This window comes from Prevotella sp. P5-64 (assembly GCF_002251285.1).
GTDB lineage: Bacteria > Bacteroidota > Bacteroidia > Bacteroidales > Bacteroidaceae > Prevotella.
The window spans coordinates 87,428-102,412 of the sequence record NZ_NPJK01000076.1 but is presented as its reverse complement, the minus strand read 5'-3'; the positions used below and the strand labels follow the sequence as shown (position 1 = coordinate 102,412).

At 51.1% G+C, this 14,985-nt stretch carries 15 protein-coding genes; 8 read left to right on the top strand and 7 right to left on the bottom strand.

The window, feature by feature from the left end:
* Window positions 1-3: 3 nt before the first annotated feature.
* From CIK87_RS13460 to CIK87_RS13430, 7 genes are all read right to left on the bottom strand, one after another.
* Window positions 4-243 (bottom strand): hypothetical protein, encoded by a 240-nt coding sequence (locus CIK87_RS13460; RefSeq protein WP_254046566.1) that lies wholly within the window; start codon window positions 241-243, stop codon window positions 4-6.
* A gap of 456 nt (window positions 244-699) precedes the next feature.
* Window positions 700-900: a hypothetical protein gene (locus CIK87_RS13455; RefSeq protein WP_094387592.1), complete on the bottom strand. Its 201-nt coding sequence runs from the start codon at window positions 898-900 to the stop codon at window positions 700-702.
* A 24-nt stretch (window positions 901-924) separates the two neighbouring features.
* Window positions 925-2,898: an Ig-like domain-containing protein gene (locus CIK87_RS13450; RefSeq protein WP_144008235.1), complete on the bottom strand. Its 1,974-nt coding sequence runs from the start codon at window positions 2,896-2,898 to the stop codon at window positions 925-927.
* Window positions 2,899-2,972: 74 nt separating this feature from the next.
* Window positions 2,973-3,110 carry a hypothetical protein gene (locus tag CIK87_RS14440; protein WP_158216260.1) on the bottom strand — a complete coding sequence of 46 codons (138 nt, stop codon included), beginning with the start codon at window positions 3,108-3,110 and terminating at the stop codon, window positions 2,973-2,975.
* 918 nt (window positions 3,111-4,028) lie between these two features.
* A complete protein-coding gene (locus CIK87_RS13440) occupies window positions 4,029-4,787 on the bottom strand; it encodes a succinate dehydrogenase/fumarate reductase iron-sulfur subunit (RefSeq protein WP_094387589.1) in 759 nt (252 codons plus the stop codon).
* A 5-nt stretch (window positions 4,788-4,792) separates the two neighbouring features.
* Window positions 4,793-6,775, bottom strand: a complete 1,983-nt coding sequence (locus CIK87_RS13435) for a fumarate reductase/succinate dehydrogenase flavoprotein subunit (RefSeq protein ID WP_094387588.1) — start codon at window positions 6,773-6,775, stop codon at window positions 4,793-4,795.
* Window positions 6,776-6,824: 49 nt separating this feature from the next.
* On the bottom strand, window positions 6,825-7,502 hold the full coding sequence (locus CIK87_RS13430; RefSeq protein WP_094387587.1) for a succinate dehydrogenase/fumarate reductase cytochrome b subunit: 678 nt from the start codon (window positions 7,500-7,502) through the stop codon (window positions 6,825-6,827).
* Between the two features lie 221 nt (window positions 7,503-7,723).
* Between CIK87_RS13430 and mnmG the strand changes: the two genes are divergently transcribed.
* The 8 genes from mnmG (at window position 7,724) to deoC (ending at window position 14,950) form a co-directional block, all read left to right on the top strand.
* On the top strand, window positions 7,724-9,595 hold the full coding sequence (mnmG, locus tag CIK87_RS13425) for a tRNA uridine-5-carboxymethylaminomethyl(34) synthesis enzyme MnmG (RefSeq protein WP_094387586.1): 1,872 nt from the start codon (window positions 7,724-7,726) through the stop codon (window positions 9,593-9,595).
* Between the two features lie 43 nt (window positions 9,596-9,638).
* Window positions 9,639-10,169 carry an adenine phosphoribosyltransferase gene (locus CIK87_RS13420; protein ID WP_094387585.1) on the top strand — a complete coding sequence of 177 codons (531 nt, stop codon included), beginning with the start codon at window positions 9,639-9,641 and terminating at the stop codon, window positions 10,167-10,169.
* 179 nt (window positions 10,170-10,348) lie between these two features.
* A complete protein-coding gene (gene uvrC, locus CIK87_RS13415) occupies window positions 10,349-12,184 on the top strand; it encodes an excinuclease ABC subunit UvrC (protein ID WP_094387584.1) in 1,836 nt (611 codons plus the stop codon).
* A gap of 486 nt (window positions 12,185-12,670) precedes the next feature.
* Window positions 12,671-13,123, top strand: coding sequence for a D-aminoacyl-tRNA deacylase (gene dtd, locus CIK87_RS13410; protein ID WP_094387583.1), 453 nt, complete (start codon window positions 12,671-12,673; stop codon window positions 13,121-13,123).
* Window positions 13,124-13,132: 9 nt separating this feature from the next.
* A complete protein-coding gene (locus CIK87_RS13405; RefSeq protein ID WP_094387582.1) occupies window positions 13,133-13,426 on the top strand; it encodes a hypothetical protein in 294 nt (97 codons plus the stop codon).
* 30 nt (window positions 13,427-13,456) lie between these two features.
* Window positions 13,457-13,699, top strand: coding sequence for a hypothetical protein (locus tag CIK87_RS13400; protein ID WP_094387581.1), 243 nt, complete (start codon window positions 13,457-13,459; stop codon window positions 13,697-13,699).
* Window positions 13,700-13,701: 2 nt separating this feature from the next.
* Window positions 13,702-14,022: a nucleotide pyrophosphohydrolase gene (locus CIK87_RS13395; protein WP_094387580.1), complete on the top strand. Its 321-nt coding sequence runs from the start codon at window positions 13,702-13,704 to the stop codon at window positions 14,020-14,022.
* 31 nt (window positions 14,023-14,053) lie between these two features.
* Complete coding sequence (deoC, locus tag CIK87_RS13390; RefSeq protein WP_094387579.1) at window positions 14,054-14,950, top strand: deoxyribose-phosphate aldolase; 897 nt, start codon at window positions 14,054-14,056, stop codon at window positions 14,948-14,950.
* Window positions 14,951-14,985: the final 35 nt, after the last annotated feature.

The window sequence follows — 14,985 nt, the reverse complement described above, 5'->3', positions numbered from 1 at the left end:
ACTTTAACTTATTTGTCCGTATTTCAGTTCGGCCTTCAACAACTCGTAGTTATAGGCTGCACTCTGATAATAGAGTCCTGTATCCATATCGAGCAACTTAGAGTACCAGTCTGAGTTGTACACATCATCAAGAGCAGCCGTAAGTGTAAGTCCGTAGTCGGCCATCAGCCAGACCACGATGTCCTTGATACGACAGTTTATCATAAACTGTATCTGTCCCTGCGCCAGTTGGGTGTTAGCCATATATAGTTATCTATGTAGAACCAGAATTTTCTGACCTGTAAAGCCGTAACGGACACAGCCAAGCAGATATAACATATCCGTATAAACCCATCTGGTAATAGACCCAGAACCTGCTACGGACTTATGGTACTTACGGGCATCCGAGTAAGGCTGCCACGGCTCATGGTTTCCTGCCTGTCCGGTTATCTTAGTCAGTCATAAAATCCCTGCATCTATCTGTTACTGTCGCAAAGTTAACTTTTATTTAGCAATAAAACAAGCAAAAAGCATATTTTTATGGAGATACAGCCTGTGGGAGCCATCGTCCTAAAGCCCAGAGCAGTGCTCCTACATCGGAACGGCCAGGGCTGTTTCCTATAAAAAACGCGCTGCAAGGCCAGGAACCACTCCCACACCTTACAGCGCGTCTGCCATATATCGGGCCACCCACTAAGGGTAGCTCATGTTACCTTATATTTACTTTTCCACGTACCCGTTGGTCTCGTCAATGTTTTCCCACAGGTTGAAACGGGGAGCACGGGCATCGCCCTGGTCTGCTTCGGATTCATCACCATAAGTACCCGACATACCATTACCAGAGAGAGAACCAGCCAGGATGGCATCATTTGCTATTATTATTTGCTCAGTCTGTGGGGTGATATATGATTTCTTGTTCATAGTCGTAATATCTTTTAGATTATGTTATTTCTTAATTACCTTCTTACCATTCTGGATATATATACCAGCCTTGAGACCTTCGAGGCTATAGCCTACGCACTGCCCATTCAGGTTATACACGCGGCCATCGACCTTGACCGTGTCTATGTTCAGGTCGTCTATACCCGTAGTGGTTCCGTCAATAACAGCCCTAAGTGCCTGGGTATCGGTGCTTGCCGGTACAAGGAAGAAAGCACGGAAGGCATTCATCCTTGTTTCAGCCTTAGCCTTGTAGAACTTGTTGGCCGCGCCAAGGAAAAGCGCATTTTCTTTTCCCGCTGTAGCCCGTTTGCTGACATCTGCAGGAGAATAGATGCCTACAAACTCTACATCGCCTTTTTCGGAAAAGCCAAAATCCGTTTCATCCTTCACGGCAATGGTCGTTACACCTGTGAATGTATAGGTGTTATCCTCGGCTACATTGCCAACCTTTATAAGACAAGGCACACCTGCTGTTATACCCGTAGCTTGGGCAAAGGTCAAAGTGTTGCCACTGACAGACTCTAATGTACGCAGCTCCACATCATCGCCAAACGCAGCTTTGGTCTGTTCATCGGTAAGAGAGAACGGCAGGCAAAGGGTATTCCATCCTCCATCTGCATAGAGTGTACGCTTCAAGGTTACATTAGCATTTTCTGCGGCCTCTACAACATTGTCCTTAGCCTCGTCAAGTGTAACATCAGCAGCAGCTATCTCCTTAACCATCACCTCATCGAGGAAGAAACGGTTATTGTCTTTATTATCGTTATTCTTAAATGTTAACGTAAAGGACTTTGTACCTGAAATAACAATTTCAAATTTCTCCCATTGCCCTTTACCAGGATTTAAAGAGATAGTTTTAGCAGTATTATTCCCATAAGTCAAAGTTCCATCAGAAATAGTAACGATAACAGGTGTAGATTCTTTTTGAGTATTCCACAAACCTGCCTTAAATGTTAATACAGCACTACCACTTATTGCTATTGATGGAGTAGTAACACTTGCAGCTTCTTTTCCAACTCTTATACAACCAGCGCCCAAGAGAACAGTTCCAGTTTTAGTCCAAGCATTATCTAATTTATTTTTGTCCCATAGACCTGCAGCAGCATTACCTGACCATCCACCATTTCCGTCACACTTATCAAACGACTCATAGAAAGCATAGTCACCCTTATATTCTATAGTATAGCTAATCTTGTTAGAGTTGGCATAACCGCCTGTTCCGATAAACTGAGCAGTGATAACCGTCTTACCATATTTGCTACCCATGGTTACAGCACCAGTGCTTTCATCTACGGTAGCCACATCTGTATTGCTGCTACTATATTGGATGGCGCCTGTAGCCCCCTCGGTAGTACACGTAGCCTTATAGCCCTCAAAAGTCTCACCGTTTTTCACGGTAACTGTAGCGTTCTCTATCCCTTCAGCAAAAGCAATAGTAGTAGCTGTCTTACCAGAATCTTGTTTCTTGTAGATTTGTACAATATATGTTTTACTAGTAGAGGAAGCATAACAAGAGAAACAGTATGGGTTTATATTCAGTTTGATGAACGAAGTAAATTTACCAAAACAAATTGTAGAATTTCCAGCAGACGTAAACGAGATAGAGGCTTGGGTATTTGTGTTAGAAGCATCATCAGTTGACTGTAGCGTGTTTTTGGCAGGTTGATAAAGATATTTTCCATCAGAAGTAACAAGTTGCCATTTCTCATTTACTTTCTTCAAAGTAAGTTCTTCAATACCATCTACAAAAGAGAAGACGCCATTAGTAATAGAAATGCCAACTGCAGCTCGATTGTTTGTATTTTGAGCACCCATAGCTTTAGCATACTGTTTACATCCTATCACTATCACATCCCCAGCCTTAAGCTCGTCAACGGATGTTACTAACTTGTAGGTATCACCTACAGCTGCCTTTACCCCCCCCGTGCAGATTATTGCAAGGAGAGCCAGCATTAATAATCGTAAATGTTTTGTCATAAAATTAATTATTTAATAGTTTATAATTCCAGATGTTTATTAGAGTTTGCGATATATATGTTAGCACTATATGGTTAATAGGCAGTGGGAACGGTGACAGTCCTCAGGGCCATAGTTGGTTGATGGGGTAAGAAGATGATGAGCGCCACGGGCCCCGAGCATACAGCGATGGGCAAAGCGATGGTCATTTCTTCAGATATTTTAGACTTCATTTGCAAAATTACAGCGGTAATGTTACAAAAAGGCAACACAAACGTTAAAAATGCGTCCAACAATAGTTAAATAACACTAAAGACAAACGCCGGGACGGCTCCGACCGGCAAACTAACGGCCAACCACGGGAAAAGTAAAAAAGTAAGTGGCCCCCAAGCCTCTAATGGGGGATATGAAAAGGCAAGTACTACCAGAGTGGACACCATGAGAGAAGAAAAGACCGGTCTCCACGTTTCTAATGACGGCTCCCAGCTCGCTAATGACGGCTCCGGGAAACGTAAAGGTCGGTTTCTACGATTAGTATGATTACTATCCCTAACATTAGGGAAGTAACCTGTCCAGCGCTTTTTACCCTTTTACCTTTTTACCTTTTTACTTTTCATCCGGTAACGGCTATTAATACACCTATGCGTATCAGGATAAGGACAATTACCACTCGGACGAGCACGGGAGTAAAGCTCTACTCTTCAGCAGCCCACGCAAGTTTTGCGACGATTATCTGCGCTATTCTCCGCATATTCACCCCGTTTTTGCGGAGAATAAGGGGTGCGGAGGGGGATAAGGGCCTGGACAGAGAGGACATGGCGGGGCCACGGACAAGGGATCCGAAGGTGACGGGAGCCATCATTCCCTCATAAAAGTGTACCGAGGACTTGATTATTCCCTCATAAAAGTGTATATTTGCAGCAATTATTCCCTCATAAAAGTGTACCTGTATGAAGAGAGAGATTTATAACCAACTAAAACAGTGGCAGTTATAAATCATGGAAAAGCCTTATGCAGAAAGCAAGTTATAAGGGGGCGGACGAGGGAGGCCACTGCTAAACCCGCGATGACGACAGACTAAAAAAGAGCCCTGCAAGGCTACTCGGTGAGGGTGCTTGCAGGGCTCTTTAGCAGTATGCTGTGACGACGTGTTAGTCGCTGAGCTTGGCGCTGATAAACTCGCGGTTAAGGCGAGCTATGTTAGCGATAGTCTCGTTCTTAGGACACACGGCCTCGCAGGCGCGGGTGTTGGTACAGTTACCAAATCCGAGTTCATCCATCTTGGCTATCATGGCCTTGGCACGCTTGGCAGCCTCCGGACGGCCCTGGGGCAGCAGTGCGAGCTGACTTACCTTAGAGCTGACGAAGAGCATGGCCGAGCCGTTCTTGCAGGCAGCCACACAGGCACCGCAGCCGATACAGGTAGCGCAGTCCATGGCCTCGTCGGCAGCCTCCTTAGAGATAAGGATGGCGTTGGCATCCTGGGCCTGACCTGTGCGGACAGAGGTGTAGCCACCAGCCTGGATAATCTTGTCAAAGGCACCACGGTCTACCATACAGTCCTTGATAACAGGGAAACCGGCCGAGCGCCAGGGCTCTACGGTGATGACGTCGCCATCGTTGAAGCGACGCATGTAGAGCTGACAGGTGGTAGCGCCACGCTCGGTCTTGCCGTGGGGCACACCGTTAATGTAGAGTGAGCACATACCGCAGATACCCTCGCGGCAGTCGTGATCGAAAACGAAAGGCTCCTGACCAGCCTCGATAAGCTCCTCGTTGAGGATGTCGAGCATCTCAAGGAACGAGGTATCGTCGGGGATGTTCTTCATCTCGTGTGTATCGAAATGGCCCTTGTCTTTGGGTCCGTTCTGCTTCCAATACTTTAGTGTGAATGATATATTCTTAGCCATGATTATTAATTCTTATAGTTACGTGTTTGAACCTTAATTGCCTCGTACTCCAGAGGCTCCTTGATGAGCTCAGGGGCCTTGGTGTCGTCGCCCTGGTATTCCCAGCAGCCTACATAGAAGAAGTGCTCGTCATCGCGCTTAGCCTCGCCCTCCTCGGTCTGGTGCTCCTCGCGGAAGTGGCCACCGCAGCTCTCCTCGCGGTGCAGGGCATCGTAGGCGATAAGCTCGCCCATGAGGATGAAGTCGCGCAGATGGATGGCCTTGTCGAGCTCGACGTTAAGCCCTTCCTTGGTGCCAGGGATGAAGAGGTTGGTATTGAACTCGTCGCGGATGCCTTTGAGCAGCTGCAGACCTTTCTCAAGGCCCTCCTTGGTGCGGCCCATGCCCACATGCTCCCACATAATGTGGCCCAGCTCCTTGTGGATAGAGTCGACAGAACGCTTGCCATGGATGTTCATCAGGCGGTCAATCTCAGCCTGAACGCCTTTCTCAGCTTCAGCAAACTCGGGCAGGTCGGTAGAGAGACGGGGCCAGAGATCCTGGTTGGCCAGGTAGTTCTGGATGGTGTAAGGCAGTACGAAGTAACCGTCAGCCAGACCCTGCATAAGGGCAGAAGCGCCCAAACGGTTGGCACCGTGGTCAGAGAAGTTGCACTCGCCGATGGCAAAGAGGCCGGGAACTGTGGTCTGCAGCTCGTAGTCAACCCAGATACCACCCATGGTGTAGTGGATAGCGGGGAAGATCATCATAGGATTGTAGTACTTCACACCGTCAATCTCGCGGGCCACTTCACCAGGATTAACGTCTGTAATCTCCTCGTACATGTCGAAGAGGTTGCCGTAACGCTGGAGGATAACGTCAATACCGAGGCGGTTGATAGACTCAGAGAAGTCGAGGAACACGGCCAGGCCAGTGTTGTTAACGCCATAGCCCTTGTCGCAGCGCTCCTTGGCTGCACGTGAGGCCACGTCGCGCGGAACGAGGTTACCGAAGGCAGGATAGCGACGCTCCAAGTAATAGTCGCGGTCTTCCTCGGGTATATCAGAACCCTTGATCTCGCCAGCCTGCAGCTTCTTGGCGTCTTCGAGCTTCTTGGGCACCCAGATACGGCCGTCGTTACGCAGCGACTCAGACATCAGGGTCAGCTTGCTCTGCTTGTCACCGTGAACGGGGATACAGGTGGGGTGAATCTGTACGTAGCAGGGGTTAGCAAAGTATGCGCCCTTGCGGTAGCACTGAACGGCAGCGGTACAGTTGCAACCCATAGCATTGGTAGAGAGGAAGTAGGTGTTGCCATAACCACCGGTGGCGATAACCACAGCATTGGCAGAGAAGCGCTCGAGCTCGCCGCTCACCAGGTTCTTGGCGATGATACCACGGGCGTGGCCGTCAACGATTACCACATCCTCCATCTCGTAGCGGGTGTAGAGCTTCACCTTGCCAGCCTGAACCATGCGGCTCAGAGAAGAGTAGGCACCGAGCAGCAGCTGCTGGCCGGTCTGACCCTTGGCATAGAAGGTACGTGAAACCTGGGCACCACCAAAAGAGCGGTTGGCAAGCATACCACCATACTCGCGGGCGAAAGGCACACCCTGGGCTACACACTGGTCGATGATATTGTTAGACACCTCAGCCAGACGGTATACGTTGGCCTCGCGGGCACGATAGTCACCACCCTTTACGGTGTCGTAGAAAAGACGATATACTGAGTCGCCGTCGTTCTGATAGTTCTTGGCGGCATTGATACCACCCTGGGCGGCGATAGAGTGAGCACGACGGGGAGAGTCCTGGATGCAGAAGTTGAGCACGTTGAATCCCATCTCACCGAGTGAGGCGGCAGCACTGGCACCAGCCAGACCTGTACCTACGACGATGACATCGAGCTTGAGTTTGTTCTTGGGGTTAACCAGGCGCTGATGAGCCTTGTAATTGGTCCATTTCTCAGCTACTGGACCCTCGGGTATTCTTGAATTTAAAGTCTTAGCCATAATTACTATTACTTTTTCGATTGTTACATGAATTAATTACTTAGGCGATTCAGCAGAGGCTGGGGGCACAATTGAAGGCAAAAGCCAGAACCACTACTACAAAGGCGAGCATGAGCAGACTGGTGTAAACCACGCTGATGCACTGCCAACGCTTGAACCATACCTTGCCACTTACGCCGAGTGTCTGCATAGAACTCCAGAAACCGTGAGCGAGGTGGAACCACAGAGCGGCAAGCCACACGAGATACAGCACTACATAGACAGGTTTCTCGAAGGTGTCCTGGATGAAGGCGAAGCCGTCAGAGGGCAGATGGCCAACAGCCATACCGGTAAGCTCGGCAAACATCATGTTGTACCAGAAGTTGAAGAGGTGGAGCAGCAGACCCAGCAGGATGATGATACCCAGCACGAGCATGTTCTGCGAAGCCCACTCTACCTTCTCGGGCTTGACGGTTACCTCGTAGCGTGAAGCGCCACGCGCACGACGGTTCTGTGCGGTGAGGATAAACGCGTACACGATGTGACACACTGCGAGAGCAGCCAGACCAAGAGTAGCCACGAGGGCATACCAGTTGGCACCAAGCAACTCACAAATCATGTTGTAGGCTTTACCCGAAAATAGGGCTACAACGTTCATACAGCAATGGAACGTCAGAAAAAGGATAAGCGCAATGCCAGTTACAGACATCACTACCTTTCTACCAATAGATGAATTGATTAACCACATAAATGATTGTAATTTAATTATTTAATTGTTAGTAATGTTATATCATGACAATACTACCGAGAGCCACTATCATAGACCCTAAAATGACTGCTCGCACATTATTATAAGGTATGATAGAGGCTCAGCGGATGCAAAAATACTATATTTTTATTATAATTCAAAGCAAAACCATCAAAAAATTGGATTTAATTTCTTACTTTTGCGGAAAATATTACAACATAATGAAATTTGATTATGATGTGATAGTAATCGGAGGCGGACACGCAGGCTGCGAAGCCGCTGCCGCAGCTGCCCGGATGGGCGCTCGGACGTGCCTGATTACTATGGACATGAACAAGATTGGACAGATGAGCTGTAACCCGGCCATCGGTGGCATAGCTAAAGGACAGATAGTCAGGGAGATTGATGCTCTCGGCGGTCAGACCGGAATCGTCACCGACGCCACTGCCATACAGTTCAGAATGCTCAATCAGGGAAAAGGCCCAGCCGTTTGGTCGCCAAGGGCGCAATGCGACAGGGGAAAGTTCATCTGGAAATGGCGCGAAATACTTGACCACACCGACAATCTGGATATCTGGCAGGACCAGGCAGACACACTCATCGTCAAAGACGGTGTGGCTGTGGGAGTTACCACAATCTGGGGAGTAACATTCCATGCCCGCGCGGTGGTGGTGACGGCAGGCACATTCCTCAACGGACTCATGCACATCGGCAGGCATAAGGTGCCGGGTGGCAGATGCGCCGAGCCGGCTGTCCTGAACTTCAGCGAGAGCATAGCCAGCCACGGCATACGCGTAGGACGTATGAAGACGGGCACACCCGTACGCATCGACCGACGAAGTGTACACTTCGAAGACACAGAGGAGCAACCCGGCGAACAGGGATTTCATCAGTTCAGTTATATGGCTCCTCTCCGCACACTGCAGCAACTGCCTTGTTGGACCTGTTATACCAACAAGCAATCTCACGACATACTCCGCAGCGGACTGGCAGACTCGCCGCTCTTCAACGGGCAGATACAGAGCACCGGACCGCGCTACTGCCCGTCGATAGAGACCAAACTCGTCACCTTTCCAGACAAGGAGCAGCACCCGCTGTTTCTCGAGCCCGAAGGGGAGAATACCAATGAGATGTATCTCAATGGCTTCTCGTCGAGCATGCCTATCGACATACAGCTGCAGGCACTCCACGCCATCCCCGCACTGCGCGACGCGCGCTTCTATCGCCCGGGCTACGCCATCGAGTACGACTACTTCGACCCCACCCAGCTCGACCACTCGCTGGAGTCCAAGGTCGTCAGCGGGCTCTTCCTCGCCGGACAGGTCAATGGCACCACGGGCTACGAAGAGGCTGCAGGACAGGGTCTCGTGGCGGGCATCAACGCTGCCATCAAGTGTGGCGGAGGCCAGCCGTTTGTCATGGCGCGCGACGAGAGTTATATAGGTGTGCTCATCGACGACCTCACCACCAAGGGGGTCGACGAGCCTTACCGCATGTTTACCTCGCGCGCAGAATACCGTATACTTCTGCGACAGGATGATGCCGACGCCCGACTCACTGAGCGTGCCTATCACCTCGGAGTGGCATCGCGCGAGCGCTACGACTGGTGGTTGCAGAAGCGCGAGGGCATAGAGCGCATCATCGACTTCTGCGCCAGCACCAGCGTCAAGCCCGCCGACATCAACCCGTGGCTCGAGAGCATCGGCACTACCCCACTCCGCATGGGATGCAAGGTCGCCGACCTCGTCAGCCGTCCCCAGGTGAGCATCCGGCAGATGGCCGACGCCGTGCCCCAACTCCGCGCACTGATAGAGGGTCTGCCCAACCGCAAGGAGGAAACCAGCGAGGCAGCAGAAATCAAAATCAAGTATAAGGGCTACATCGAGCGCGAACGCATCATTGCCGACAAGATGCACCGACTGGAGAATATCAAGATTAGGGGTCGCTTCAAGTACAGCGAGCTCCACGAAATCTCGACCGAGGGTCGCCAGAAGCTCGAGAAGATTAACCCCGAGACCCTGGCACAGGCAAGCCGCATCCCTGGAGTGTCACCCAGCGATATCAATGTGCTGCTGGTACTTATGGGAAGATAGTTTCACGTGAAACAAGGATAAATCTATAAATATTATAATTGCAATGAACAACGAAGTATTAATGAAGAATTTACGCTGCATTCCCGACTGGCCAATCAAGGGCGTAAATTTCAGAGATGTAACCACGCTCTTCAAGAGCGCCGAATGTCTTAGGATTATTACCAATGAAATGGTGGACCTATACAAGGACAAGGGCATTACCAAGATTGTGGGTATCGAGAGCCGAGGTTTTGTGATGTCGTCGGCAGTGGCACTCCAGCTCAACGCAGGTATCGTGCTCTGCCGCAAGCCGGGCAAGCTGCCCTGCGAGACCGTACAGGAGAGCTACGCCAAGGAGTATGGCATCGACACCATCGAAATCCACAAGGACGCCATCAACGAGAACGATGTGGTGTTGCTCCACGACGACCTGCTCGCCACCGGCGGAACCATGAAGGCTGCCTGTGACCTGGTCAAGAAGTTCAACCCCAAAAAGGTGTATTGCAACTTCATCATCGAACTTGTCAATGAGGACCTCAATGGCCGGGATGCTTTCGACGACGATATCGAAGTGACATCTCTCATACAGGTTTAATATTTTAGCGAGAGCGGCCTTTAGGCTTTGCGTCATTCCTGCGCCCCACTCCACCATCCTGACAACTGTCGGAACCATCGGTGGCGGGCATGAAACAATGACGGTAAAGATTAAAGGCCGCTTAAAGTTTCACGTGAAACTTTAAGCGGCTATTTCATTTGTTTCCAATAGGTTTAAGCATGAAGAAAGAGAAAGAGGAACTATTGGCAAGACTCAAAAACATTGTCCTCAATATGCCGGAGAAACCGGGCAGTTATCAGTTCTATGACAAGGACCACACCATCATTTACGTGGGAAAAGCCAAGAGGCTGAAGAGCCGTGTTTCGTCTTACTTCCATACCGAGGTCGATAGGTTCAAGACCAAGGTGCTGGTGTCCAAAATCTGCGACATCACCTACACCGTGGTCAACACCGAAGAAGACGCGCTGCTGCTCGAAAACAGCCTGATCAAGCGCTACAACCCGCGCTATAATGTGCTGCTCAAAGACGGCAAGACCTACCCCAGCATCTGTATCACCAAGGAGTATCTGCCTCGAATTTTCAAGACGCGTAACATCAACCGCAAGGGCGGACAATACTTTGGTCCCTACAGCCACATCAGTAGCATGTACAACATTCTCGACCTAATCGGCAAAATTTACAAGCCGCGCAAGTGCCATTTCCCTATTTCCGCCGAAGGCATCGCTGCCGGTAAGTACAAGCCTTGCCTCGAATACCACATTCATAATTGTGGTGCGCCGTGTTGTGGTCGTCAGAGCTACGATGATTATATGGAATGTATCCGTCAGGCACGCGAAATTCTCAAGGGCAATACGCGCGAGTTGAGCGAGTTGCTGTATCAGCAGATGCAGCAGCTGTCTGCAGCGCTCAAGTTCGAGGAGGCCGAGCAGGTCAAGCAGCGCTATATGCTGCTCCAGGGCTTCGTGAGCCGCAGCGAGGTAGTGAGCCACACCATTACCGATGTCGATGTTTTCAGCATTATTGACGACGAGGCGTCGCGGAATGCATATATCAACTATATTCACGTGAAAAACGGCACCATCAACCAGAGTTTCACCTTTGAATATAAGCGTAAGCTCGATGAAACGTGCGAAGAACTGCTCATTGACGCCATTCCCGAGATTCGCGAGCGTTTTCAAAGCACGGCACGCGAAGTAATAGTGCCGTTCGAACTGTCGTGGCAGCTCAGCAACGTCACCTTCACCGTGCCGAAACGGGGCGACAAGCGCCATCTGCTGGAGTTGTCTGAAATGAACAGCCGTCAGTACAAGTTCGACAGGCTCAAACAAGCTGAAAAGCTCAACCCTGAGCAGAAGCAGACGCGCCTGATGAAGGAGCTGCAGGCCAAGCTGAAGCTGCCCAAGCTCCCCTACCACATCGAGTGTTTCGACAACTCCAATATCTCTGGCACCGACGCCGTGGCGGGTTGCGTGGTGTTCAAGGGCATGCGCCCTGCCAAGAAGGAATACCGCAAATACAACATCAAGACCGTCGTCGGACCCGACGATTATGCGTCTATGCAGGAGGTAGTGCGACGCCGCTATCAGCGCATGACCGATGAGCATCAGCCGTTGCCCGACCTGATTATCACCGATGGCGGCAAGGGCCAGATGGATGTCGTATCGGCTGTGGTCAATGGCGAAATGGGACTCAATATTGCCGTGGCTGGACTCGCCAAGGACGACCGCCACCGCACCAATGAACTGCTCTTCGGCGACCCCATTTGCACGGTGGCGCTCGATGTCAAGAGCGAGCTGTTCCATGCCCTCACGCGCATCCAGGACGAGGTTCACCGCTACGCCATCACCTTCCACCGCGACAAGCGGTCCAAGCACGCACTCCACTCTCAGCTCGACGACATCCGAGGCATAGGCCCCAAGACGCGCGAGGCGCTCCTGAAGCAGTTCAAGACGGTCAAGGCCATCCGCGAGGCTTCGCTCCCAACCCTCTCTGCCTCAGTGGGTAACGCCAAAGCCAAGGTGATTTACGACCATTTCCACCCCGCGAGCGAGTAGCTCTCTCCCACTCCTCTCGCTAACCCATTGACGATCAGCGCAGTAGCCTTCACCACTGCGCTGATAGTCTTTTTATGTCCCGCCGTCAGTGACAGCATCAGCGGTACTGTATTACATATAACAACAGCCCACCACGACCACCTTTCCGACCTTCACAGCAATCATAGCGATTACATCGCCAGCCATGCAGTTTACATCAAAACCATGCAGTTTACATAGGAAACCATGCTGTTCGCGTCTACAATCATGGAGGGTACCTTTACAAAGCTGGAGGGTACCTCTGCGAAGCTGGAGAGCCCCTCTGCGAGGCTGGAGGGTATCTCCACACCCACGGCAGCCCAAAACGCCGCTACAGAGGCTCTCAGAGGGCTCTGAATGGCTGTTGCAGACGATATTTCGACCCTCTCGAGCAAAAATAAAACAAATGATGGGTTAAATTATGGCAAATTTAGTATATTTGCAGATTATAGCATAACGATAGTCACTATGAGAATTGTCATACAGCGCGTTTCGCGCGCATCGGTCACCATAGACAGCGAGGTCAAATCATCCATCGGCAAAGGCTACCTTATCCTTGTAGGCATAGAAGGCGCCGACACGCACGAGGATGCCGACTGGCTGGTACACAAGGTTATAGGTCTGCGCGTCTTTGAGGACGAACAGGGAGTCATGAACCGTGATATCCTGTCGGTACAGGGCGAGATACTCGTGGTATCACAGTTCACGCTCTTCGCGAGTTACAAGAAGGGCAACCGCCCGGCATGGTTCCGAGCCGCTACGCACGACGTATCGGTGCCCCTGTACAACTACTTCTGCACCCGAATGAGCGAGGCGCTCGGCAAGCAGGTAGGCACGGGCGAGTTTGGCGCCGACATGAAGGTAGAACTGGTCAACGACGGCCCTGTGACCATCTGTATGGACACCAAGAACAAAGAGTAAACTATAGCAATGAACAACATGAATATCAAGACTATCGCAAAAATTGTGGCGCTTGCCATCATACTGGTCAGCAAGACTCTGGAGCGCCTGCTCCACCTCTCGGCAGCAGCCATAGCGTGCGTAGGCGGTGCCATTATGTTCGGCATATTGCTCCAGACGCTCATCCAGATTCTCCGCACCGGCATCACTACGGGCGTGTGGCACAAGGGCATGCTCGCCTACTATGCGGTGATTACCTCCATCTTCGCCTTCTTGACCGTGATGCTCGCCATGCGGGTTATGATAGACGGCGTAACCGTCTGAACCACAGCAGCCTTCAACTAAGTGAAAGATATGAACGAAATCAAGGAAACTGCCATCTGGCTCATCAACATCCTGGGCATGCTCGCCATCATGGTGGGCGGAATCTTGATGAAGAGCGCCACGTGGCTCATCATAGGCGGCATCATGTGTACCATCTACTACACCATCACCGCCCTGCGCAACTGGAAGGACAAGCGCCGAAGCGCTGTGGTCTACCTCATCATGGCCCTGACGCTCTTGGGCATAATCGCAGCTTACCTCCTAACCCACTGATTATGACTATACAGGAAGCACAACAACGAGTAGACGAATGGATAAGGCAGTATGGAGTGCGCTACTTCTCTGAGCTCACCAATATGGCTTGCCTCACCGAAGAGGTGGGCGAACTGGCACGCGTCATGGCGCGCACCTATGGCGACCAGAGCTTCAAGGCGGGCGAAAAGCCCAACCTGGGCGAAGAGATGGCCGATGTGCTGTGGGTGCTCATCTGCCTTGCCAACCAGACGGGCATAGACCTCACCGTCGAGCTCGAAAAGAGCTTTGAAAAGAAGACCCGCCGCGACGCCACGCGCCATATCAACAACAGCAAACTGTAACTTTAGGACAATCATTAATAACCCAAACAATATGACAGACATTAAGAACGTTGACAAGTATCAGCAGGCGCTGAACAAGTACAACCTCAACATCACCGATGCTGAAGTTGCCGAAGAAGTAAAGAAAATCGTAGAAAAAGCAGCTGAGAACAATACCGACGAGGTTCACCGCTTCCTTCTGGGCAGCATCGAGCTGACCTCGCTCCGTACCACCGACACCGAAGAAGAGATTCTGGCTATGGTAGAGCGTGTTAACAACTTTGCCAAGGACTACAAGGAACTGCCCCACGTGGCTGCCATATGCACCTATCCCTGCTTCGCCAAACTGGTGAGCGAGAGCCTGGAGGTAGACGGTGTAGAGATAACCAACGTATGTGCCTCTTTCCCCTCTTCTCAGACCTTCATCGAGGTCAAGATTGCCGAGACTGCGCTCGCAGTCAAGGATGGCGCCACCGAGATTGACATCGTGCAGTCGGTGGGCAAGTATCTGTCGGGCGACTATGAGACTGTGGCCGATGAAATCAGCGAAATCAAGGATATTTGCGGCGAAGTGCCACTCAAGGTAATCCTCGAGACAGGCGACCTACCATCGATGGCCGACGTGAAGCGTGCTTCTATCATCGCCATGTATGCCGGTGCCGACTATATCAAGACATCTACAGGCAAGGAGAAGGTTTCTGCCACTCCCGAGGCTGTCTACGTGATGTGCCAGGCCATCAAGGAGTACTACGACGAGACCGGCATCCAGATTGGCTTGAAGCCCGCAGGCGGTATCAATACCGTGATGGACGCTGTGACCTACTACACCATCGTCAAGGAGGTCTTGGGCGAGAAGTGGCTCACCAACAAGTGGTTCCGCTTGGGCACCAGCCGTCTTACCAACCTGCTTATCAGCACAATCGAAGGCAAAGAGGTAAAATACTTCTAACCCCACAGCCTTCCCCACGAGGGATGGCATAACGC

Excerpts from the sequence above, each read along its gene's own strand:
- CIK87_RS13430 (WP_094387587.1), bottom strand. The coding sequence starts at position 7,502 with ATGTGGTTAATCAATTCATCTATTGGTAGAAAGGTAGTGATGTCTGTA.
- CIK87_RS14440 (WP_158216260.1), bottom strand. The coding sequence starts at position 3,110 with ATGAAGTCTAAAATATCTGAAGAAATGACCATCGCTTTGCCCATCGCT.
- CIK87_RS13420 (WP_094387585.1), top strand. The coding sequence starts at position 9,639 with ATGAACAACGAAGTATTAATGAAGAATTTACGCTGCATTCCCGACTGG.
- CIK87_RS13400 (WP_094387581.1), top strand. The coding sequence starts at position 13,457 with ATGAACGAAATCAAGGAAACTGCCATCTGGCTCATCAACATCCTGGGC.
- CIK87_RS13395 (WP_094387580.1), top strand. The coding sequence starts at position 13,702 with ATGACTATACAGGAAGCACAACAACGAGTAGACGAATGGATAAGGCAG.
- CIK87_RS13435 (WP_094387588.1), bottom strand. The coding sequence starts at position 6,775 with ATGGCTAAGACTTTAAATTCAAGAATACCCGAGGGTCCAGTAGCTGAG.
- deoC (WP_094387579.1), top strand. The coding sequence starts at position 14,054 with ATGACAGACATTAAGAACGTTGACAAGTATCAGCAGGCGCTGAACAAG.
- CIK87_RS13455 (WP_094387592.1), bottom strand. The coding sequence starts at position 900 with ATGAACAAGAAATCATATATCACCCCACAGACTGAGCAAATAATAATA.
- mnmG (WP_094387586.1), top strand. The coding sequence starts at position 7,724 with ATGAAATTTGATTATGATGTGATAGTAATCGGAGGCGGACACGCAGGC.
- CIK87_RS13405 (WP_094387582.1), top strand. The coding sequence starts at position 13,133 with ATGAACAACATGAATATCAAGACTATCGCAAAAATTGTGGCGCTTGCC.
- dtd (WP_094387583.1), top strand. The coding sequence starts at position 12,671 with ATGAGAATTGTCATACAGCGCGTTTCGCGCGCATCGGTCACCATAGAC.
- uvrC (WP_094387584.1), top strand. The coding sequence starts at position 10,349 with ATGAAGAAAGAGAAAGAGGAACTATTGGCAAGACTCAAAAACATTGTC.
- CIK87_RS13460 (WP_254046566.1), bottom strand. The coding sequence starts at position 243 with ATGGCTAACACCCAACTGGCGCAGGGACAGATACAGTTTATGATAAAC.
- CIK87_RS13450 (WP_144008235.1), bottom strand. The coding sequence starts at position 2,898 with ATGACAAAACATTTACGATTATTAATGCTGGCTCTCCTTGCAATAATC.
- CIK87_RS13440 (WP_094387589.1), bottom strand. The coding sequence starts at position 4,787 with ATGGCTAAGAATATATCATTCACACTAAAGTATTGGAAGCAGAACGGA.